The 22,761-nt window shown below is 38.7% G+C and carries 23 protein-coding genes; 8 read left to right on the top strand and 15 right to left on the bottom strand.

What is annotated here, in order from left to right:
* Position 1 precedes the first annotated feature (1 nt).
* Positions 2-1,108 carry an aminotransferase class I/II-fold pyridoxal phosphate-dependent enzyme gene (locus tag HNP38_RS03850; protein WP_184184716.1) on the bottom strand — a complete coding sequence of 369 codons (1,107 nt, stop codon included), beginning with the start codon at positions 1,106-1,108 and terminating at the stop codon, positions 2-4.
* Between the two features lie 6 nt (positions 1,109-1,114).
* Positions 1,115-1,720, bottom strand: a complete 606-nt coding sequence (locus HNP38_RS03845; protein ID WP_184184713.1) for a hypothetical protein — start codon at positions 1,718-1,720, stop codon at positions 1,115-1,117.
* Between the two features lie 66 nt (positions 1,721-1,786).
* Between HNP38_RS03845 and HNP38_RS03840 the strand changes: the two genes are divergently transcribed.
* Entirely contained in the window at positions 1,787-3,274 is a 1,488-nt protein-coding gene (locus tag HNP38_RS03840; protein ID WP_184184710.1) for a PLP-dependent aminotransferase family protein, read from the top strand.
* An 18-nt stretch (positions 3,275-3,292) separates the two neighbouring features.
* Here the strand turns inward: HNP38_RS03840 and HNP38_RS03835 are convergent, their stop codons facing one another.
* From HNP38_RS03835 to HNP38_RS03810, 6 genes are all read right to left on the bottom strand, one after another.
* Entirely contained in the window at positions 3,293-3,679 is a 387-nt protein-coding gene (locus HNP38_RS03835) for a hypothetical protein (protein WP_184184707.1), read from the bottom strand.
* 70 nt (positions 3,680-3,749) lie between these two features.
* Entirely contained in the window at positions 3,750-4,346 is a 597-nt protein-coding gene (locus tag HNP38_RS03830) for a Crp/Fnr family transcriptional regulator (protein ID WP_184184704.1), read from the bottom strand.
* A gap of 469 nt (positions 4,347-4,815) precedes the next feature.
* Positions 4,816-5,409, bottom strand: a complete 594-nt coding sequence (locus tag HNP38_RS03825; protein ID WP_184184701.1) for a Crp/Fnr family transcriptional regulator — start codon at positions 5,407-5,409, stop codon at positions 4,816-4,818.
* A complete protein-coding gene (gene ytxJ, locus HNP38_RS03820; protein WP_184184698.1) occupies positions 5,409-5,786 on the bottom strand; it encodes a bacillithiol system redox-active protein YtxJ in 378 nt (125 codons plus the stop codon). Before ytxJ ends, HNP38_RS03825 begins: the two co-directional genes overlap by 1 nt.
* A complete protein-coding gene (locus tag HNP38_RS03815; protein ID WP_194299325.1) occupies positions 5,783-6,244 on the bottom strand; it encodes a DUF1569 domain-containing protein in 462 nt (153 codons plus the stop codon). The genes ytxJ and HNP38_RS03815 overlap by 4 nt, the downstream gene beginning before the upstream one ends.
* Positions 6,238-6,774 (bottom strand): YfiT family bacillithiol transferase, encoded by a 537-nt coding sequence (locus HNP38_RS03810; RefSeq protein ID WP_184184695.1) that lies wholly within the window; start codon positions 6,772-6,774, stop codon positions 6,238-6,240. Before HNP38_RS03810 ends, HNP38_RS03815 begins: the two co-directional genes overlap by 7 nt.
* 108 nt (positions 6,775-6,882) lie before the next feature.
* Here HNP38_RS03810 and pncA point away from each other — a divergent pair, with 108 nt between their 5' ends.
* Positions 6,883-7,488, top strand: coding sequence for a bifunctional nicotinamidase/pyrazinamidase (gene pncA / locus HNP38_RS03805; RefSeq protein ID WP_184184692.1), 606 nt, complete (start codon positions 6,883-6,885; stop codon positions 7,486-7,488).
* 170 nt (positions 7,489-7,658) lie between these two features.
* Here the strand turns inward: pncA and HNP38_RS03800 are convergent, their stop codons facing one another.
* Positions 7,659-8,822 (bottom strand): pseudouridine synthase, encoded by a 1,164-nt coding sequence (locus HNP38_RS03800; RefSeq protein WP_228460927.1) that lies wholly within the window; start codon positions 8,820-8,822, stop codon positions 7,659-7,661.
* Positions 8,823-8,924: 102 nt separating this feature from the next.
* On the opposite strand from HNP38_RS03800, the gene aroB reads away from it, so the two are divergent.
* The 3 genes from aroB (at position 8,925) to HNP38_RS03785 (ending at position 11,593) form a co-directional block, all read left to right on the top strand.
* Positions 8,925-9,971, top strand: coding sequence for a 3-dehydroquinate synthase (gene aroB, locus HNP38_RS03795; protein ID WP_184184689.1), 1,047 nt, complete (start codon positions 8,925-8,927; stop codon positions 9,969-9,971).
* A 272-nt stretch (positions 9,972-10,243) separates the two neighbouring features.
* Positions 10,244-10,876 (top strand): porin family protein, encoded by a 633-nt coding sequence (locus tag HNP38_RS03790; RefSeq protein ID WP_184184686.1) that lies wholly within the window; start codon positions 10,244-10,246, stop codon positions 10,874-10,876.
* A gap of 159 nt (positions 10,877-11,035) precedes the next feature.
* Positions 11,036-11,593 (top strand): porin family protein, encoded by a 558-nt coding sequence (locus HNP38_RS03785; protein WP_184184683.1) that lies wholly within the window; start codon positions 11,036-11,038, stop codon positions 11,591-11,593.
* An 84-nt stretch (positions 11,594-11,677) separates the two neighbouring features.
* Here HNP38_RS03785 and purF read toward each other — a convergent pair whose 3' ends face one another.
* From purF to HNP38_RS03755, 6 genes are all read right to left on the bottom strand, one after another.
* On the bottom strand, positions 11,678-13,177 hold the full coding sequence (gene purF / locus HNP38_RS03780) for an amidophosphoribosyltransferase (RefSeq protein WP_184184680.1): 1,500 nt from the start codon (positions 13,175-13,177) through the stop codon (positions 11,678-11,680).
* 70 nt (positions 13,178-13,247) lie between these two features.
* On the bottom strand, positions 13,248-13,607 hold the full coding sequence (locus tag HNP38_RS03775; protein WP_184184678.1) for a four helix bundle protein: 360 nt from the start codon (positions 13,605-13,607) through the stop codon (positions 13,248-13,250).
* Between the two features lie 37 nt (positions 13,608-13,644).
* The gene (purC, locus tag HNP38_RS03770; RefSeq protein WP_184184676.1) at positions 13,645-14,364 is read right to left on the bottom strand and encodes a phosphoribosylaminoimidazolesuccinocarboxamide synthase; all 720 of its coding nucleotides are present in this window, start codon (positions 14,362-14,364) and stop codon (positions 13,645-13,647) included.
* 28 nt (positions 14,365-14,392) lie between these two features.
* On the bottom strand, positions 14,393-15,088 hold the full coding sequence (locus HNP38_RS03765; protein WP_184184674.1) for a DUF3307 domain-containing protein: 696 nt from the start codon (positions 15,086-15,088) through the stop codon (positions 14,393-14,395).
* 2 nt (positions 15,089-15,090) lie between these two features.
* On the bottom strand, positions 15,091-15,696 hold the full coding sequence (locus HNP38_RS03760) for a SatD family protein (RefSeq protein ID WP_184184672.1): 606 nt from the start codon (positions 15,694-15,696) through the stop codon (positions 15,091-15,093).
* Positions 15,697-15,828: 132 nt separating this feature from the next.
* The gene (locus tag HNP38_RS03755; protein WP_184184670.1) at positions 15,829-17,724 is read right to left on the bottom strand and encodes an endonuclease; all 1,896 of its coding nucleotides are present in this window, start codon (positions 17,722-17,724) and stop codon (positions 15,829-15,831) included.
* A 190-nt stretch (positions 17,725-17,914) separates the two neighbouring features.
* On the opposite strand from HNP38_RS03755, the gene HNP38_RS03750 reads away from it, so the two are divergent.
* The 3 genes from HNP38_RS03750 (at position 17,915) to HNP38_RS03740 (ending at position 22,706) form a co-directional block, all read left to right on the top strand.
* Complete coding sequence (locus tag HNP38_RS03750) at positions 17,915-19,054, top strand: acyl-CoA dehydrogenase family protein (RefSeq protein ID WP_184184668.1); 1,140 nt, start codon at positions 17,915-17,917, stop codon at positions 19,052-19,054.
* A 24-nt stretch (positions 19,055-19,078) separates the two neighbouring features.
* Positions 19,079-19,576 (top strand): DinB family protein, encoded by a 498-nt coding sequence (locus tag HNP38_RS03745; protein WP_184184664.1) that lies wholly within the window; start codon positions 19,079-19,081, stop codon positions 19,574-19,576.
* Positions 19,577-19,775: 199 nt separating this feature from the next.
* Complete coding sequence (locus tag HNP38_RS03740) at positions 19,776-22,706, top strand: reprolysin-like metallopeptidase (protein ID WP_184184661.1); 2,931 nt, start codon at positions 19,776-19,778, stop codon at positions 22,704-22,706.
* The last annotated feature ends 55 nt before the right edge of the window (positions 22,707-22,761 follow it).

Raw genomic sequence — 22,761 nt, 5'->3', positions numbered from 1 at the left:
GTTAGGTATAATGTTGAATGATTTGGGTAAGTTTTGTGATCTCTTCTTCAGTATTGAAACTATGCAAACAGATACGGAGCCTTTCAGTTCCCGCCTTTACTGCCGGGCTGTAGACTGCATAGGTAAGAAAGCCTTCTTCAAATAAAGTGTTTTGAAGTTCTTTCAACCTATGATGATCCGGTATAATAATGGCCTGTACAGGACTGTTTTCTGCTGAAGGGGTTGGTAGTCCCTGCTTCCTGAAGATCCTGATGTTTTCCATCAATCTGGATGAGAGATCATTATTTTTCAGGTAGTCATAACTTGTTTTTATGGCTCTCCACTGCAGATCCTGTGATGAGGTACTGTAGATAAAAGGCGAAGCAAAATTAATAAGATAGGCCTTGATTAATTCATTACACAAAATTGCTGCTCCATGAGCCCCAAACGCCTTTCCGTAAGTGACCACAGTGGTTAAGACCTTTTCCTGCAGTTGATATTCTGCTACAAGCCCATTTCCAAATACCCCTAAAGCATGGGCTTCATCCACTAAAAGAGATGCGGAGTATTTTTCTGCTATTTCGGCAATTTCTCTGAGCGGAGCCAGATCCCCATCCATAGAATACAGGCTTTCTATGGCAATATAGCAGTGTCCATCCTGTTTTCTTAATTTGTCTTCCAAACTTTTAAGATCATTATGCCTGAATTTTAATTTCCGGGCATTGGACAGTTTGCAGCCATCATGTATGGAACGATGCACCAGTTCGTCCGTGATAATAGTATCATGGCGGGCAGGCAACGTGGAAAGCAATGCTAAATTGGCATTATATCCTGATGGAAAAAGCAAAGCAGAAGGATACTGATGATGTCCGGCTATAGATTCTTCCACTGCTATGACCTCAGAGCTATTACCGCTGATGAGCCTTGATCCGGTACTGCCTGATAGCAAATGTGGCTGGTCATTAATTTGCTTCAGTAATAAATGTTGTAATTCTGCATTTCTAGCCAGCCCAAGATAGTCATTGGAATAAAAATCTATTCCTTCGGATCGGGGACGTAAAGATCTTAAAGTCCCTTCTATTCTCCTTTTTTCCAGAGCTTCTCGAAGATGATGATGACCTTGGTTCATATTGGTTTATACTTCCTGAGCAATGGCTGCTATCCATTGGTCATGTAATTTCTTTTCTATTTTTAATATGTTTTCAGCGTGTGATTTCCAGTCCGGTGAAAAATCATCAAGCTGGCTAATCATTTCCTCCAGATGCCCTTCTTCTTCCAGAATGATGGATTTTACCATAATTTTAGAAGACTTTTGGGTTAATATTTCCTGATAAACGGGATATAATTCGTCTGCACGTACTTCTATGGCATAGGTTACAAACAGGTAGGCTGCATATTTCAGTTCTTCCCGGCTGAGCTGGAAAGTATTCTGAAGATAGCGGCAGGTTTGAATATCTAAGGAATGCAGGTATTGTCTGGTGGCATTAGAGGCTAAAAGTTCTTCCCTTTCATAGGTATTGCAAAGATCCGGATCTATTTTCCCGATCTGTTTTTTCAGATAATAGGCGTGCCGGTGCTCTTCTGCGGCATGCTTCAGCTGGATAAGGTTTACCTGCGAATGATGCTCACATGCTGAAATTTTCCGGGCTCCTGCATTTTCCATGAAGGAAAGGGTATTCAGCCATTTGGCGTGGGTTGTATTATCCTGCACTATTTTCTGCAATAGAAGATGGAATGTCATTATTTTTTTATTTTGGGTCAAATGTAGTATATTGCCGGATGGTTCCATGGTGCCAGTTTTTAATTTATGGATAGTCCGGTTGAAATTCCTTATCAGAGTTTTATAAAAATTGACAGAAAATCAGATACTGCCATCTATATGCAGATAGCTCATCAACTGATCAACGCCATACAAAGAGGATCGCTTCCTTTAGGTGCTAAACTTCCGGGGACCCGGACCTTAAGTAATATTCTGGAGGTTCACAGGAATACTGTTGTGTCCGCTTATGATGAATTATTCGCACAGGGATGGGTGGAAAGTTTGCCGAATAAGGGAACATTTGTTATCGGTAAGAATGAGGAAAAACCATTAAAAATTAAAAACTTCGATAAGAGTAATCTCAGGCTTTATCCTCAGATAACGGGTTTTTCTTTTAAAACCACCAATATTTTAGATAATCCTTTTGAACATTCTGAGTGTGAATATATGTTCAATGACGGCGTTCCGGATATAAGGCTGACCCAGATCGATCAACATTCCCGGATCTATAGTTCTATAATGAAACGTAAAGCCCACAAAGTATTAGGACATTATAATCATGACGGAAGCGAATTCTTCAAGAAAAACCTGTCCAACTATCTGAATCTGTCCCGTGGATTATCCATTTCCAGCAATAATCTCCTGATCACCAGAAGTACGGAAATGAGCATTTATATCGTATCGGAAATCCTGCTTTCAGAAGGAGACACTGTATTGGTGGGTGACTTAAGCTACTTTTCCGTGAATATGATCTTTCAGAAAGCGGGCGTTCGAATAGTCTCCGTTCCTGTTGATCATGAAGGGCTGAGTGTGGAAGGGGTACGGGAAATCTGTAAAAAACAGAAAATAAGGATGCTGTATCTTACTCCTCATCATCACTACCCTACTACTGTAACGTTAAGCGCGCAACGCAGGCTGGAATTGCTGAACCTTGCCAATGAGTATGGATTTGCGATCCTGGAAGATGATTATGATTATGATTTTCATTACGATAAGAGTCCTATTCTTCCCTTAGCCAGTGCAGATACCAATGGGATGGTGATCTATATAGGTTCTTTCGGGAAATCTCTGGCACCGGGCTTCCGGACGGGGTTTATTGTGGCACCTGAGAATTTAATGAAAGAAATGCGGAAATATTTAGGGATTATTGACAGGCAGGGTGATATCCTGATGGAACAGGTTTTGGGTGAGATGATTGCTGAAGGGGAAATTCATAGGTATCTCAAGAAGTCATTGAAGGTATATCAGGAAAGAAGAGACCGTTTTATAGATTTATTGAATGAATATTTGGGGGACCATGTTAGTTTTAATAAGCCTTCAGGCGGCCTTGCGGTATGGGCTGAATGGAAAACCACTGTCAATCTGATGCAGCTTAGCCGCTATTGTTCTCAAAATAACCTTTTTCTGCCGAGAACGCTACTTTATCAGAATAAGGAACTTACTGCTATGCGTTTGGGGTATGGTAATCTTAATTTTGATGAAATGGAAAGCAGTATTCGGATCCTTTCAGAAAGTACCAGGGCATTAATCGGTTAAATATTTGTCGGATTGCTTCTATATAGTGTATCTGTCTTCTATGTTGAGGGTATTTAAAAGCTTATTGAGGTATTCTTCTTCTTTTAAAACTTTATAATAAGCCGTTTTAGCATACAGGGTAAAAGATGAATCTTCCATTCTGAGTTCGGGATCAGTATAAATGACCGGCTCCGAATTTACGCAATGATATTCGTTTATATGTAAAATGTATTCCTGAACATACGTATCTATTACCTTTTTTAAGATCTCACACTGTGCATTCCTTTTTATTTTTTCCAAAGATTTGATCAGGAATGCCGTAACCCCATAGGAATTGATCACGCTGGGGAACAGGGATTCGTTTTCGATCACATTATTTTTATCATTCAGGTCGGAATATTTTAAAGCATCGGTTTCAAAAATCATAGTCTTAAAATTTTTTTTTAGTTAATACCTGAATGTTTTCAATGTTCATGCCCTTTAATATAATAAATATTTAATATAAAATTTTACGATCCTGAATTTTAACGATCTGATCTCTTTCCATCATTTTTATGGTTCTTATTGCGGTCTCTACGCAAAGACCGGTAAGGCTGGCCATTTGCTTTCGTGTAAATGGGATGATGAAAGAATAGGGATTTTCGTCATCCTGAAAGCTTTTAAGATAATCCATAAGACCTTTAAGCCTTACAGCAGGATTTTGGGAAGAGATATTCTGCATCATAACAAATTTATAATACAAGCGTTGAGAAAGAAAGCTACTGATTTCCATGCACAGCTCAGGAGATTGATCCAGTAAATTAAAAAATTTGGATTTCTCAAGCTTCAGAAGGCTGCAATTTGTAAGTGTTTCAGCATTCAGGGGATAGGGCTTGTCGATAAAAAGGATAGATTCCCCACAGCTTTGCCCCTCAGACAGAATATTCTGGATAAATTCTTTGCCGTCTTCGCTATAATTATTCAGCTTTATCTGCCCTTTCACAATCTGATAATAATAGTTGGGCATTTCTCCTTCACTGAAAATGAATTCGGAAGGTCCGTAATCTTTAAGGCTTGCACCCATCGAATAGAGAATGTCTTCACTAATTACCATAATATTTGATTTTTAATGTTATTAATGTAAGCATAACTTCCGCAGTTAGAAGAGGTGTTAGTGAACAACCTTATATAGCTGAATGCTATTACTGAATGCAAATATTAAGCCTGGTATTACTTTTTAAACGTTAATTAAGGTTAAATTTTATATTATTTATCTCATATTTTATTTATTGATGTTATATGATTTGTTATTATATGTTATTTTTTTTAATTTGGTAATTATCGCGTATCCAGGTTCAGATTGAAAAATTTAAGATGTTTCATTTTCATTTTTTATTCCACGGGTTAAGTGTATTTGGTAAAATTTTTAGTGCCTGCCATATAGAAAATAACACCAATAGGATAGTCACCCCTGGCATTCTGATATTTAATTTTTCATAAAAAATAAGTAATCTAAAGTCAATCTCAAGAATGGCTCCAACAAATGATACAGGCAGGAAAGTCTGCTAAAATAAGATAAATCCCTATCTGTCCGGCACGAAATTCTTTCTGGCCAGTTCCTTTCTTACGCGGCTTAAGCTTTCAGGGGTAATTCCCAGATAAGAGGCAATCATCCATTGAGGAACTCTCAAAAGCAGATCCGGGTACATTTTAATGAATTTCATATACCGTTCTTCAGCAGTTTCTCCTAATAAAGAATTGATCCTGTTCTGAAGGCCTCTTATATGTTTCTGCAATAAGAAATCATTCTTGCGGATGCTGTTAGGAAATTGTTCCAGGATATTATTGAAAAAATCCGGAGGCAGCAGCAATATTTCAGAATCTTCTACGGTTTCTATGTAATAAATTGATTTTTCGTTGAAATACAGGCTGCTTCTGTCAGAGATCAGCCAGCTTTCAGGCGCGAACTGTATGATGTGCTCTTTGCCGTTTTTATCAATGGAGTACATTTTCAGAAGTCCTTTTTCTACAAAGAATGTATGCCTGCAGATCTCACCATATTGCAGGAGAAACTGGTTTTTCGGAATTTTCTTTACTTCATAGTGCAGGCTGCATGTATTCACTTTTTCAAGAGGAATATTCAGAACTTTTGCTAAATAATTATTAATATTCTTCATTATCTGATCAGGCTTATGGATATGTCTTGATGAGAAGCATTATTCACGGCTTTTCCGTCCTCTATTACTATTAACTGGGGACTTTCATGACGGATTCCGAAGTCGGCAGCTATTTTATTAGAAACAGATCTATGGGCTAACAAATCTAAGTAATAAAAACTTATTTTCTGATCTAAGTTTTCTATTTCTTTTTCAAAATTTTTCAATATGGTCTTACTGATATAGCAGCTGGTAGAGTGCTTAAAAATCACTATGGTATTTTCATATGAATTTTCAACAGCCTCTGCCAGATCACTTTCGGATGTAATTGACCTCCAGAAAGATTTCTTTTCCGGATTATTCTCTTTCTCTCCGAATATTTTCCCAAAAAAACTCATACACTGAATTGATTAAGATGATGATTAAGATGCTTATATTCTAAAAACCCCCAGTCCTTTTGCGTCATTTTTCCAAAAAGCACATGACTGTCGGGTAATTGGTTAGTTTCAAATGCTGTCCAATACTCGTTCAAGGTCTTTATAAGTCCACTTTGGGCATCATTGAAATTATACTCAAAATTAACGATTACTTTTCGAAAAGTAGGCATATTTCGGGGAATTCCGTTATTAAATATATACATTTCTTTTTTTGTGAATATCCCGATCCATCTCAAAAAGAAATGAACATCCGGAATTTCTGTTTTATTCAGGGCGATCTGTAACACGAGATCACAATGCCTGAGCATCTGGCATACATTCATTTTCCCCCATATTGCCGGGGAATCTTCAGAAAGTCCGGAGATACGGCTGATAATTTCTTCAAAAAATACCCGGTTGTGAATACTTTTCCTTACCAACCTTTTTCTTTCTTCAGGTTTTCAATATGAGCGAAATGATGGTTACAATGCCATACGTAAAATGCGAGATAGTTCCTCAAGTTATGGTCTGTATGCTGCTCAGGATGGCGAAAGGTTCTTTCAAACTGTTTATTGGTAAGGGATTTAAGCAAAACCGTCCATCTCTGATGGGTACCTTTGATGATACGCATGGCTGGTTTTACAGGCATATTCCTGCTGTCCTGAAGCTCGGCCCATTTGGCTTCATTATAAGGTTTTATGGTAGGGTTATCTTCCGTAAGGGCGAGTTTGAAACGGATAAAACTGTTGGCATGGCTATCGGCAATATGATTGATGAGTTGCCTCACCGTCCAGCCCTCTTCCCTGTACTGCGTATCCAGCTGGTCGTCTGTAAAGTTCTCAATCAGGTTTTTAAGCCTTCCGGGAAAGTCTTTGATAACCCTGATATGTTCAGTCAGTTCAATATCGGAAATATGTTCTGGGAACTCAAACTGTCCGATCGGGAATTTCTTTTTTTCTAAATCGCTCATACTGTTGTATTCATTTTTTTTGATGCCGTTTTGTCCGATAATTAAGGTTTGGACAATTTTTTGAGTAGTTAGTTTTGTAAATTTATCAAAAATTCGAGAAATCTGAATATGAAAAAAGCGTTAATAATAGTAGATGTGCAGAATGATTTCTGTGAAGGCGGCGCATTGGCCGTTCCGGGAGCCAACGAAGTTATTCCGTATATCAACCTTCTGATGGAAGAGAATGAGTATGACCAGATTGTTCTGACCCAGGACTGGCATCCTGCCGACCATAAAAGCTTTGCCAGCAATAATGGTAAAAATGTGGGGGAAAGCATCATTTTAAACGGTGTTCCGCAGTTTATGTGGCCGGATCATTGTATACAGGGCACTTTCGGGGCAGAATTTCATAAGGATCTGAATAGGGAGAAAGTTACCCATATTGTCCAGAAAGGTAAAAATCCTGAAATTGACAGCTACAGCGGTTTCCAGGATAACAACCACTTTATGAAAACCGGTTTGGATGATTTTCTGAAATACCATGATATCCAATTGTTGGAAATTGTAGGGCTGGCTCTGGACTACTGCGTAAAATTCACCTGCCTGGATGCCCTTGCCAATGATTATGTTACCTGCCTGCATTTTAACGGGACAAAAGCCGTAAACGTGAAACCCGATAACGGAAGAGATGCTATCTATGAAATGATCCAAAAGGGCGTGACGGTTTTGGGATAAAGTAAAGAGAGTTATGAATTATAAGTTAAGAGTTATAAGCTATAAAGATTTGAGGTATTTTGAACTTAATTAAATTAATACTAAATAATAAAAGCGTGGAATTTTCCACGCTTTCTTATTTTAAAATGATAAGCAAAAACTCATCACTCTTAACTTATAACTACTAACTATTATAGCATTTTCAGATTATTCACCTCCAGTTCCGTAAGGATCCTCCAGTGTCCGCGTTTGATATTTTTCTTGGTAAGTCCTGCAAACATCACTCTGTCTAAAGCTTCCACCTCATATCCTAATCTCTGGAAAATTCTTCTGATCACACGGTTCCATCCGATATGGATTTCAATACCCACCTCATTTTTGGTTTTCCCTTCAATGAAGGAGATCTGATCTACTTTGGCGACTCCTTCATCCAGACGGATGCCTTCTGCGATCAGTTTCATATCTTCATGAGTCAGTTTTTTATCCAGCGTTACGTGATAGATCTTCCTCGCCTCGAAAGAAGGATGGGTTAGTTTTTTTGTCATGTGCCCGTCATTAGTCAGAAGAATAACCCCTGTTGTGGAACGGTCCAGTCTTCCTACAGGAAAAACTCGGTAAGGAGAAGCGTTGGCTACCAGATCCATTACTGTTTTTCTGGCTTTATCGTCTTTTGTGGTGGAAATATAGCCTTTCGGTTTATTAAGAAGTACATAAACAGGCTTTTCGGGAGTAATACTTTGTCCGTCAAAAACCACTTTATCTGTCTTTTCAACCTGGTATCCCATTTCAGTAACCACTTTTCCGTTAACTTCCACCAAACCCTGAGTGATCAGCTCATCTGCCTCTCTCCTGCTGCATATCCCGGAATTGGCAATGTATTTATTAAGACGGATCGTATCTTTATGTAGGTCTTTATCAATCTTATTAAACCTTCGTTTTTGAACAAATGATCTTGCCCTGTCATCTCTTTCCTCTCCACCGGACGGACGGCGTCCGTATTTCAGGCTGCCTCTTTCATACTTATCGCGGGTATCAAAATCTCTGCCTCCTCTTTTAGGAGCGGATCTTCTTTCTTCGCTTTTATTGGTGATATAAGGTTTTTTCTCAGATTTCGGATTACGCTCATCATCTTGTCTGTCGAAACTCCCTTCATTTCTTTTGAATGGTTTCTTTTCAAACTTCGAATTGGTTCCTTTATGGTCAAGATTTCTTTCCCCTGCTTTTGGAAAAGATTTCTTAAAAGGCTTAGATCCCGAAGAATTTCCGGATTTAGAAGCACGAGAAGCATCAGAATTTTTTTTAGTGGAAATTCTTGGTCTTTTTGGTCTTTCTGAATTATTGTTATCTCTGCTCATTCTAAATATTTCTGCAAAGATAGGTAATTTAGTTACGAGTTAAAAATTAAGAATCATAACTTTGCCGTACAGTTGATAACTCATCTTATAGAAATTCTGAAAATGATAACACTATTAAACGATAACTTTTCCCAGCTAAATAACTTTTTGCATGAAGGATCATTCAGTAAAATTTTCATTTTGGCAGATGAAAATACACATGAATATTGTCTTCCTACCCTATTGGGGAATATGGAAACTGATCTGGGATTTGAAATTCTGGAGATCGAAGCCGGTGAAGAAATGAAGAACATTCAGACAGCGAATCAGCTTTGGGAAATCTTAACGGAAATGCAGGCAGACAGAAAGGCTCTTATCATCAACCTCGGAGGAGGTGTTATCACCGATATGGGCGGATTTGTTGCTTCTACTTACAAAAGAGGGCTCTCATTCATTAATATCCCTACTACCCTGTTATCCATGTGCGATGCTTCTATAGGCGGCAAAACGGGGATCGATCTGATGCATTATAAAAATATGGTAGGTACCTTTGCACTCCCTGAACAGATCTTTATTTATCCCAAATTTTTAGAAACACTTCCTTTTAAGGAGTTGAGAAGCGGTTTCGCTGAAATGCTGAAGCATGGCCTTATTGCCGACAAAACCCATTGGGATCATCTTATTCAGATCCATAAGCTGGATGTAGAGGCAGTGATCTCCCATATCCGGACGTCAATGAATATAAAGCAGGATGTGGTGGAAAAAGATTTCCATGAGAAGAATATCAGAAAGACATTGAATTTCGGGCATACCATTGGCCATGCCATAGAAAGCTTATGCCTGGAACAAGGAAACCCGATCCTTCATGGGGAAGCGGTTGCTGCCGGAATGATATGCGAAACCCACCTGTCTTATCTCGAAGAATTACTTTCTAAAGAAGACTCTGAACATATAATTGAGAACATCCGCAGATACTATCCCTATCTGGATGTAAGCGATTTCAGCAATGACGATATTTTTGCCTTATTGCTGAATGACAAGAAAAATGCAGACAGCAGGATCAATTTTTCATTACTTTCAGAAATTGGAACATGTATATTTGATCATCATTGCAGTCAGGATAATATCATTACTGCTTTAGATTTTTATAGAAAACTAATCGATTCTTAAAGATTTCTTTATTATTCCGGCTTTAAAAATAGATTAATTTTAATTCTGAATCTCAATTTAGATTATTTCTAAACAAATGTTTATTTAATTTTTATATAATTGATTTTCAATATAATACTATTAATTCATTTGCTTTTCCGAGTGAATTTTATATCCGTTATTGGTACCAATCTCCACTTTGGCAAACAATTTGAAATATTGTACCCGTCAAAATAAAATTTGACAGTAGTAAAATTTAAAATTAGAAATAGTAAAATATTAAAAATTAAGTTATGAAAAAGTTAATTTTAGGAGTAGCGATAGCTGCAGGTTCATTCGCATTTGCACAAACAGCAAAGACATCTTCATCATCTCCGGTAGCATTCGGTGTGAAAGCAGGGATGAATGTTTCTTCACTTTCTAAAGATGAGGGATTGGATGATCAGAAATCTAAAATAGGGTTTAACGCGGGTGTTTTTGCTAACATCCCTGTTGCCAGCTCATTCAGTGTTCAGCCGGAATTATTGTATTCCCAGTACGGCAGCAAGGCCGAATATACTTTATTGGGAGACAGATACTCCGCTTCCAGCAACTTAGATTATCTTACAGTACCTGTAATGCTTCAGTATAATGCGCTTCCTAACTTATATTTAGAAGCAGGTCCGGAGTTTGGATTTATGATGAGTGCTAAAAATAAAATTAAAAATGAAACTACCGGTGCATCATCTACGTCAGATGATTATAAGGATGGTTTAAATACCTTTAACTTTGGTATCGGTTTAGGGGCCGGGTATTACTTCACTCCTAACATCGGCCTTACCGCAAGATATGTTGCCGGTCTAACCGACGTGGCGAAAGACAGACCGAGCGGATCTGATGCAGTAAAGAATAATGTATTCCAGGTTGGAATGGCGTTTAAATTCTAATAAGAATTCCGAAGAAAACTGTAAATTAATAATTAGCATAAAGCCGGGCCATAAACCCGGCTTTTAATATTTTATATTCTTTTAAGGGTTTGGCAAGAAATTTGCGACGAATATCACATCAAATAAATTCAATTAATAATCTAAAAAAAAAATTAAGCTATGAAAAAAGTATTATTAGGCTTAGCTTTGGTAGCAGGTTCTATGACATTTGCCCAGAAATTTGGGGTGAAGGGAGGACTTAACGTTTCTACAATTTCCGATGGGGAGTCTGAAGCTAAGGCAGGCTTCTACGGAGGTGCTTTTGTGAATGTGCCTGTGGCTAAGGATTTCAGTGTTCAGCCGGAAGTTTTGTATAATGGTGTAGGAGCGAAAGCTGACGGGATAGACAATTTAAAGGTTAATTTAAGCTATATCTCTGTTCCGGTGATGTTCCAATATAATGCGACTCCTGCCCTTTATCTTGAAGCAGGGCCACAGTTCAGCTTCCTGATTGATTCCAAGTTCAAGTATCAGTCTGTATCTGTAGATGGTAACGACTATATCAAAGGATTTGATTTTGGTATCGGTCTTGGTGCAGGATACTATTTTACACCTAACATCGGGGTTACGGCAAGATATGTTGCGGGTATTACCGATATTGGTAAGGAAGTACAGGGTATTCAGCCGGAAGGAAAAAATAATGTATTCCAGGTTGGAGTAGCCTATAAGTTCAAGTAACAAATTTTGATTTCAATAGAAAAGGCCAGGTTTTTATGTAAAGCCTGGCTTTTTCAATTTTTATATTTAATTATTATATATATTTTAATTAAATAATTCTACCTCCTCTCCTTTTCCTACGGGATATTCTTCTGTAAAGCATCCGAAACAGTGGTTGGATGATCCCAGGATCGCTTTCAGGTTATCCGTACTTAAGAATTCTAAAGAATCCACACCCAGATATTTTCTAAGCTCTTCCGTTGACATGTTTGCAGAAATAAGATCATCTTTGGAAGGAGTATCAATTCCTAAATAACAGGGAGCTATGATAGGTGGAGAAACACTTCTGAAGTGAATTTCTTTCACACCGGCATCCTTCAGGATCTTGACCAGTCTTTTGGACGTGGTTCCCCGAACGATGGAATCGTCTATGATCACTACTCTTTTGTCTTTGATCTCGGAAATAATAGGATTAAGCTTAAGATTCACTACCCTTTCTCTCATTTCCTGAGTAGGTACAATGAAGCTTCTTCCGATATACCTGTTCTTGATAAGAACCGGCCGGAAAGGAATTCCCGAAGCTTTTGAAAAGCCGATGGCAGCAGGGACCCCGGAATCCGGAACTCCAATGACCAAATCAGCCTCTACAGGTGCCTGATGCCATATTTTTTCTCCTGATTTTTCCCTGATCTCATAGACATTGATGTTTTCTAAGGTAGAATCCGGCCTGGCAAAATAAATATATTCGAAAGAGCATATCCTCTGTCTGCCTTTCTCTTCATCCACCATATAGGAATGAAGCTTTCCGGGCTCATTTTCATTGGTATAAATGATCTCTCCCGGCAAAATATCGCGCACATATTGTGCTCCTACGGCATCCAGTGCTACAGATTCGGAAGCCACAACATATGTTTTTTCATCGATGGCGCCCAATACTAAAGGGCGGATCCCGTTGAAATCCCTGAACGCAAAGAATTTATTCCGGGTCATTCCTACCACGGAATAAGCTCCCTCGATTTTTTCCATCGTTGCTTTAATAGCTCCGCGAAGTCCTAAATCGAGATTCTTCTGGATGAGTCTCAGGATGACCTCTGAGTCGGAAGTAGCCCTGAAAACTACGCCTTCCGCTTCCAGTTCGGCCTTCAATTCCTTTGCATTGGTCAGGTTACCGTTATGTGCTATGGAGAGTATGATCTGGTCATATTCATTCTTTGCAAAAAACGGCTGGAAATTATATTTCTTTTTATCTCCTGCAGTGGTGTAGCGGGTGTGCCCGATAGCCGAGTTACCCATAAAAGTTTCAGGATCCTGGATATCTTTATATACGTCCAATACCAATCCTTCGTCTTTCAGATTGGCGATCTTTCCGTTTTTTAAGACAGAAATACCGCAGGCTTCCTGGCCCCTGTGCTGCAATGCAAAAAGCCCGAACTGTGAAAGGGAAAATGTATCCAGATCATTATCAGAATACATTCCGAAAATACCGCATTCTTCATTAGGAGCATCCAGTCTTTCTTCTTCCTGTGTCCTGAAAAGGTTTCTGCCGTATGATTGGTCTTTAAACTGTTTTAAATATTCACTTTTATGAATGTCTAAACTTTTCATTTCTATTTTTTCTAATTATTTAGAGGTTAGAAGTTAGATATTAGAATTTAGTTATAAAACTAATTTCAGTTTACAATTTCAAACTTACTTTTAAGGAGTAAATCATTTTTTGAATTTCAGCTAAAAGTTCTTTCAAGGGGATTATTTTGTCTTCAGAAATAAAATTCAAGTCTGTTAATAACTGTAATTGAGTTTGTAGTTCATAAGTAGAACCAAATGCAATTCCTAAAAACTGATAGAATTCATTTTTATTATTTCTTCCTGCCCCTTCAGCAATATTAGACGGTATCGAAACAGCACACCTTCTGATTTGAGATTGTAAACCAAATTTTTCCTCATTGGGTAATTCAGAAGAAATCAAATACACTTCTTTTACTAAAATCATTGACTTATTCCAGACTTTTAAATCTTCGATACGATGTGATTTCATACTAATCTCTAACTTCTAGCTTCTAATATCTAAAATCTTATTTCTGAAGTAAATTTTTCAGTCGGTTATAAATTTCAACATAGGCTTCGGTTACTTCTCCCAGATCTCTTCGGAAGCGGTCTTTATCCAGCTTCTTCATCGTATCTTTATCCCACAGTCTGCAGGTATCCGGCGAAATCTCATCGGCAAGAATGATCTCTCCGTCTGAAGTTTTACCCAATTCAATTTTGAAATCTACCAGGATGATGTTGATCTTATCAAATAAATCGATCAGGATATCATTGATATCTGATGTCAATTCATACATATCATCAAGCTCTTCATAAGTGGCAGCACCTAAGAAAACAGCATGATGATCATTGATGAGCGGGTCTCCCAATTCGTCTTTTTTATAACAGATATCAAATATGGTCACGGGAGACTTGATCCCTTCTTCTACACCTAACCTTTGTGCCATACTTCCGGCAGAGTAATTTCTTACCACCATCTCCAGAGGGATAATGGATACTTTTCTTACCAACTGTTCTCTTTCGTTCAGTTGTTTGATGAAATGAGTTTTAATCCCTTTTTGATTTAAGTATTCAAAGATCAGGGTGGTAATGGCATTATTCATTTCACCTTTCAGATCAACCTGCCCTTTTTTCTGTGCATTGAATGCGGTAGCATCGTCTTTGAAACGTACCACCACTTCATCAGGATTATCGGTAGCAAATACCTGTTTTGCCTTACCTTCGTACAACATTTCTTTCTTTTCCATTCTTTTCTTTATTATTAGATTTATATGATTATTTAATTAAAATTCCTGTTAAAACGGCCATCCCGAAGCTTAAAAGCGTACCGATGAGTACATACTCTGTCAGCTTTCTCTGTTTGGCCTGTGCCAGGTCACTGAACCTGAAAACAGACTTTGCAGCGACCATAAAGCCTACTCCTTCCCAGTGATTCACCAGAATAAAAGTAAAAACCAGTAAACGTTCCAAGATTCCGATATATTTTCCGGCACTGGTTAAAGACTCGGTCTGCAATCTGTTGAGTTCTTCCGAAACCGGAGTCCATGAGGACAATAATATCTTAATGACGATGGAAGCCGGAGTTGTTAAGAACAATGCCGCCACGAAAATTTTTAAAAATTCAGTGTTCTGTAAGAAACTTATATTGAACTCTTTGAAGTAAAATGATATTCCGGCAATTGCCGAAATATGAAGAAGCTGATCAATAAAAAACCATCTTTTTTTAGTTTTGATGTTTTGAAAGCTTAATTTCAGAGCATCAATAATAAAATGGGTAATGCCGATAAGCACGGCAACCCACCAAAGCTTCACTTCCCAAAGGAATATAAAGCTTAAAATAGTGTGAATCAGCACATGGAAATACAGGTATTTACTTTTCAGTTTCCGGTTTTCTTTATCGGCAACCCATGAATTTGGCTGAAGTATAAAATCTCCGAGTAGATGTGCCAATATGAGTTTTGTGAAAATCATGCTTACAGTTCTGAAATTTTCTTTCTGAAATATTGATTGGTCTCTACGATAAGGTCATAATTTGCCCGTTTCAGTCTCTGGCTTACCGATGATTGTGAAATAGTAAATTTTTTGGCCAGATCTTCCTGTGTAATATCTTTATTCATGATCATTTCATGAATGATCTCCGCTGTGGCCATCGTCCAGTTATCAAAATCTTTGGAAGACCACTTCAGGAGGATATTGAGGTCTCTGTCTACAGTATCGTTAGTGGTTTTAATGGAAACGGTATGCCCGTCATTTTTAAGATCATTCAGTAACCTTCCGGAATTTACATAAGCAGTTCCGTTGGATTCCGTGATTTTTTCAGACGAAAAACTCTCTTCACCGATACCGATTGCCATCCTGACATCAAGATTTTCCTGGCTTTTGATAAGGGACTTTATAGCTAAAAAACGCCAGAATACATCATCAATAGAACATTTGAACTGAAATTCATCACCTCTGTAAATTTCCCATGCCAGCGGTGAGCTTCCCCATTTTTCCAGAAGATTTTTGAGTCTGGTGATCCAAACCTCTGTATCTGCATGCTGCGAATTTATAATATCACCGGTAATAACCGCTATCATTTTGCAAATATAAGCATAAATACTTATAAATAAAAGATATAAGCAGAAACACTTATAGATAATGAATATTAGTGAATCTGCTTATATCGATGATGCTTATTCGTAAGGTTTTATACGGTTTAATTCAAGAGATTATTTCTTAATGAACGGGTAAATGTGATTATCCAATTTTAACAAATAGGTCCCCGACGGTATATTTGGCACTCCTATATTCTTCTTACTTTTAAAAGGAGATTTTTCGGTATAAATCAGCCTTCCTGCATAATCTAAAATTTCAGCAGACTTCACATCCTCAGTTTCTCCGGCTACAAAAATATTTTCGTGCACAGGGTTCGGATAGATCCTGAATTCCTTATTTTCTGCAAAAATGATATCGGAAGTTGATAATACTCCCAGATTTAGGCAGTAATTACTGGCATAAGAATCCCATTCACTGATGCTGAAATCCGTATTCGGCTGGGTAATGCTGCTTTTTCTGTACAAAGAAGTATTCCCGTTTGCGTTTACCGTATTCTTTACCCCAATGACATCTGCAGGGGTAAATTCATTGTATGCCAGTTCTATATATTGACCTCCTGAGAAAGTCATCGGGTCGGAAGCCGTTACAAATTTTGCCTGATTATTGGTATAGCAGGGTAATGAAGCATTTGGGTTTAAAATAACAAAGCTTTCATTGTTCCCTATTTTCCCTTCCAGCTCATACGTATCGCTGTAGTAATAATTTCCACCGCTATAGGATTGCATGTTGAGCCTATAGTTATTTAAGTTAACCTCATGCCCTGTTTTATTGACGATTTCCAGCGCTTTGTTATTTCCAGTGCCTTCTATATATTTTACAATCATAAGATCCTTGGCATAGGAATCTGAAGCTAATGTAGTTGCTGTAACTGTATTACTGTTTGGAGATTCAAGGTAACCTTTATCAAAGGCTTTTACGGTGAAATTATAAGTGGTGGACGGAGAAAGGTGATCAATACTTACGGAGGTATTTTTCGTTACCGCAGCAGGAGTTGAAGAGCCGTTCACATAGATCTTATATCCCAAAATATCCGTATCTGTTGTGGGGGTCCAGCTTAGGTTGATAAAATAAGCATTCTGCTGTGTTGAAACTAATGACCCCGGAGTCAGAGGAGGTATTGCATCAGGAGTTTCCGACCAAATCAGATCCACCCATTCCGGATGGTCAATAAAAGGATTCCTGTTTTTCTGGATGGTATATACTGCATTATTCCTGTCAATTTCTCGTTGAGAAACAGGATCCAGCGTATTCCATTGCTTGAGCATGTTTATATATGCCGTATCAAAAGCTCTTTCTTCAGTTCCGTCAAGTGGGCAAAGATCGTTAGCCGGAGTTACCGTTGATGAACTGCTGAGCGCATAATTAAAGGAATTCAGCTTTCCCTCATACCGTACTGCGAAATATAAAAGTGTTCTTGCCACATCCCCTTTGAATTCATCAATAGGCTCATATACCCTACCGGTATAGGGATAACCTGGGATTACCGCGTTTCCGATTTTGGAACCATTGGTAAAATTGTAGAAAGTGGTTGTTCCCCCTATTCCATAAGGAAAATTATTCCTTAACTGATTGATCCTTGCATCTGCCGGAATAATAAAATTCAGGTCAGAAAACATGGGATAGTTACTGATATCACTATTGGTACTGAATGTACTTTGCGGTATCATATGCTCTCTGTTCCACCCCATTCCTTCAGCAGATGCCGTTCCTGTAAGATTGGATGCCGTATATTCATAAGCATCTGGTCCGGCGGGAATTTCAGAGTAAATATCCAGCAATATGGTAGTGTTGGAGGCATTGTGATCGTAATACTTTTCCAGGTCTGTCTGATTATAATAATCCGGCAGGTCCCCATAATGCCAGTTGATACTCTTTGTTGAGATGATATCATGAACCTTCGATTTCAAGGCGTACCCTGTAAGCCCGGATGTTCCGTCATAATACCCTGCAGGAATTTGTGCAGAAGCATAAGCGGAAAATAAAATAATAGGAAATAAAATTTTTTTCATGCGTTAAAATTGGGAGGCTAAAATAGTAAATTATTATAGTCAAAGTTCAGAAAAATTTATTAAAAAATAATTAATTTTCAATATATAAAAAATTGATATTTAAATTCTTGTGAATAAAACGCTATGGACGGAATAATTTTTTTTGGCATTTCAGCAATTTAGTTATCTTTGGGAATTAACTATTATCTATATGAATACAGAGACTATTGACAACATTAAAATGATAGCGGAAACAGCAAGAGAGTTTGCTGAAAAAAATATAAGGCCACATATTATGGAGTGGGATGAAAGCCAGACTTTTCCTAAAGATCTTTTTCATCAGTTAGGCGAAATGGGCTTTATGGGAATCGTTATTCCTGAGGAGTATGGGGGTTCCGGCCTTGGTTATCATGAGTATGTTGCTATTCTGGACGAGATTTCTCAGGTAGACCCATCCATCGGCCTTTCTGTAGCGGCACATAACTCACTTTGTACTAATCATATCTATGAGTTCGGGAATGAAGAGCAGAGAAACAGATGGCTTCCCCAGTTAGCCAGCGGAAGAGTTATTGGAGCATGGGGGCTGACTGAGCATAATACAGGTTCGGATTCAGGGGGTATGTCTACTACTGCCGTAAAAGATGGTGATGAATGGATCATCAGCGGGGCTAAAAACTTTATCACCCATGCCATTTCAGGAGACATTGCCGTTGTAATGACCAGAACCGGGGAAATAGGGGCAAAAAATAATTCAACAGCATTTGTGTTGGAAAAAGGAATGCCGGGCTTTACTTCCGGTAAAAAAGAAAATAAGCTGGGAATGCGTGCTTCCGAAACAGCAGAGCTTATCTTTGATAATGTTCGTGTACCGGATTCCCACCGTTTGGGCGAAGTGGGCGAAGGTTTCAAGCAGGCTATGAAAATTCTGGACGGTGGAAGAATTTCCATCGCCGCATTAAGTTTAGGTACAGCAAGAGGGGCTTATAAAGCAGCTTTAAAATATGCTAAAGAAAGACATCAGTTCGGAAAACCTATTTCTGATTTCCAGGCTGTGAACTTTATGCTGGCTGATATGGCAACAGAAATTGATGCTGCCGAGCTTTTGATCCAAAGAGCATCTACATTGAAGAATGCCAAGCAGAAGATGACCAGAGAGGGAGCTATGGCCAAATTATATGCTTCTGAAGCCTGTGTAAGAATTTCAAACAATGCCGTGCAGATCTTCGGAGGATATGGATATACGAAAGACTTCCCTGCTGAAAAATATTACAGGGATTCCAAACTTTGTACCATTGGAGAAGGAACCTCTGAGATCCAGAGACTGGTGATCGGAAGAGATATCACGAAATAATATTAATCTTTAAAATAAATACAAATGATTAAACAAGCACTCCTTGGTGAATTTTTGCATGAAGCGGAAAACACCAGAAAACTTTTAAAAGCCATCCCGGATAGTGCCCTGGACTGGAAACCATCTGAGAAAAACTGGACAACGGCACAACTGGCTTCTCATATTGCGGAAGTGTATAACTGGTATGAATCTACCTTTAATCAGGATGTTTTTGACATGGGAGCCTATCAGTATGATAAAGGAGATATTTCAAAAGCTGAAAACATTGTGGCCAAGTTTGAAGACAATGTGGCTAAAGCAAAGGAAGTATTGGAAAACTCTGATGAGAGTGCTTATTTTAACGAGTGGAGAATGGAGATGTACGGAAACGTAATTTTCCCTGCAATGCCGAAAATCCAGGTGATCCGCGGATTCCTGTATAATCATTTATATCATCACAGAGGAGAATTGATCGTGTACCTGAGATCAACAGGAAATAAAGTTCCGGGACTATATGGTCCTACTGCGGATGACAATATGTGATTCGGTTTTTCCTAAAAATATAAATAGCATACGTATTTTACGTGTGCTATTTTCTTTTTTTGATACAATAGAAATTGAGTATAATTTAATGTATTGCATAATATGTTAAATTGATATTCAAAAAAAATCTTAAAAAATTTTGTTTTTCGTTATAAATATTTTATTACATTTGATATTCCATAATCAAACCATTATTTATATGAAAAAACAATTATCCATGATCGGGATGCTTCTTATAACGGGCATTTCTTTCGCGCAGACGGATCGTCTTTGGTCTGAAGGTTCACAAAAAGCTTCTTCAGAAATCTTCGAAAACAAAACAAACATTAATAATCCGAAGATCTACACACTGGATATTAATGGACTCAAAAACGCTTTATCAAAAGCTCCTAAAAGATTAGCTGCGGGAGAAAAATCGGAAGTCATTATTTCTTTTCCGAACTCGGAAGGAAGAATGGAGAATTTTAAAATTAAGGAAAACTCCAACTTCGACCCCCAGCTTGCCGCAAAATACCCTGACATCAAATCCTATGTAGGAGAAGGTCTTGAGGACCCGAATTCTACAGTATATTTCAGTATTTCTCCATTAGGATTGTCTTCCATGGAAATTTACGGGGATAAATCAGCAGTTTTTATTGAGCCTTATACTAAGGATCTTTCTACTTATATCGTTTACAAAAAGTCAGACAAAAAAGATAATCTCAATAAATTCGAATGTACGGTTATAGATGTAGCCAATAAAGGAATTGCCAACATGAACGTCATGGCAAGACCTAATGCCGATGATGCTACTTTAAGAACCTTCAGGCTCGCCCTTTCCAGCACAGGAGAATATACGGCCTATTTCGGAGGAACCAAAGCACAGGCATTAGCAGCAATGAATAATACCATGACCCGAGTGAACGGGGTTTTTGAGAAAGATTTTGCTGCCAGAATGGTTCTTATTGCCAATAATGATGCCGTGATCTATACCAGTTCTTCTACAGACCCTTACTCTCCGGCTTCACAGATGAGCAACTGGAACTCACAGCTGCAGTCTACCCTTACCTCAGTGATCGGAGAAGCCAACTATGATGTAGGACACTTGTTCGGAGCTACCGGAGGTGGCGGAAATGCAGGCTGTATAGGCTGTATCTGTGTAAACGGATCCAAAGGAAGCGGGTACACTTCACCGGCAGATGGTATTCCGTCAGGAGATAATTTTGATATTGACTATGTAGCTCATGAATTAGGGCACCAGTTTGGCGGAAACCATACGTTCTCCCATGGAAATGAGGGAACAGGTGTTAATATGGAGCCGGGTTCAGGATCTACGATCATGGGATATGCAGGAATTACCGCTCAGGATGTCCAGCCACACTCCGATGCTTTCTTCCATGCTATAAGTATTCAGCAGATTACCAATAATATTAAGGCTAAGACCTGTTCAGTTAATACATCGACCGGAAATTCAATTCCAACGGCCAATGCAGGTTTAGACTATACGATCCCGAAAAGTACACCATTTATGCTGACGGGAACAGGAACAGATTCCAACGGTGATTCGCTGACCTATATCTGGGAGCAGATCGACAATGCATCTTCTTCCCAAACAGGTGCCAGCTCCGCTGCAAGTGCAACCAAGGCTACCGGCCCTACTTTCAGATCCTGGACTCCAACGGCCTCACCGGTAAGATATTTCCCTCGAATGGCTTCTGTTCTGGCTGGTGCTACCACTACGGCAGGGTCAGAAATTACGGTTGAAGCTCTTTCTTCTGTTGCAAGAACCTTAAACTTCAGATTTACGGTTCGTGATAACAGGGCTGGCGGTTCTGGAAACAATTCAGATGATGCAAGAGTTACAGTGAATGCAACGGCAGGTCCTTTTGCGATAACTTCTCAGAGTTCTGCTACAACCTATGCAGGAGGCAGCTCACAAACGGTAACCTGGAACGTTGCAGGAACGACGGCAAACGGAGTAAATGCAGCCAATGTAGATATCCTTTGGACTACAGACAGCGGAAATACATGGATTACTCTGTTAGCAGGAACTCCGAATGACGGTTCCCAGGCAGTGACCATTCCAAACGCTTCCACTACTACAGGAAGAATCATGGTGAAAGGTTCCAATCATATTTTCTTTGACGTTAACAACGCCAATATTACAGTAAATGCGGGTTCCGGCGGAACAGATACTGTTGCCCCTACGCCACCTACCCTTTCAGCATCCGGCACTACTTCTACCAGCACAAACCTTTCATGGAGCGGAGCTACGGATAACGTAGGAGTTACAGGCTATGACGTTTATCAGGGAGCTTCATTAATCGGTTCTACGGCTTCCACTTCTTATGCGGTAACCAGCTTAAGCCCATCAACCACTTACAGCTTCACTGTCAGGGCAAAAGATGCTGCAGGAAATGTTTCCACTTCAAGTAATTCTGTAAGCGTTACTACATTGGCTGGAACTACAGTTACCTATTGTACTGCATCTGCAACCAATACGGCTGATGAAAGAATCGGAAATGTGAAATTCGGAACAATTAACAATACTTCCACTGGAACAGCCGGTTACGAAAACTTTACTTCAATTTCAACAAATGTAACCAAAGGCAGTGCCTATACAATTTCTGTGACTCCAACCTGGACTTCAACTGTTTACAGTGAAGCTTACGCAGTTTATATTGACTACAACAGAGATGGGGACTTTACAGACAGCGGGGAATTAGCATGGTCTAAAGCAGGCTCTACCACTACTCCGGCAACAGGAAGCATTACTATTCCTGCAACGGCTGCCACAGGAACTACAAGAATGAGAGTGATGATGAAATACAGCAGTCTTCCTACTTCATCTTGCGGAACCTATACATATGGACAGGTGGAAGATTATACATTAAATATAGTTTCTTCAGGAAAAGGAGAGATTTCAGATACCAAAGATCTAATTACAGATATCAGATTATATCCGAATCCTGTAAAAGATATTCTTTATGTTTCAAATACCATAACAGACGAATATAAGATTTTTGACATGGGTGGAAAACTAATCAGCTCAGGAAAACTTGAAAGAGGCGCCGTAAACGTGAGCCATCTTGTAAAAGGTGCCTATATGATTCAGCTTGGTGAAAACACAAAGAGATTTATTAAAAATTAGTTATTTAAATTAAACTATGAAGAGGCTGTCCGTAATGGGCAGCCTTTTTTATAAT

The sequence above is a fragment of the Chryseobacterium defluvii genome (assembly GCF_014204415.1).
Lineage (GTDB): Bacteria > Bacteroidota > Bacteroidia > Flavobacteriales > Weeksellaceae > Chryseobacterium > Chryseobacterium defluvii_A.
This window is presented reverse-complemented; position numbering and strand designations above follow the sequence as displayed.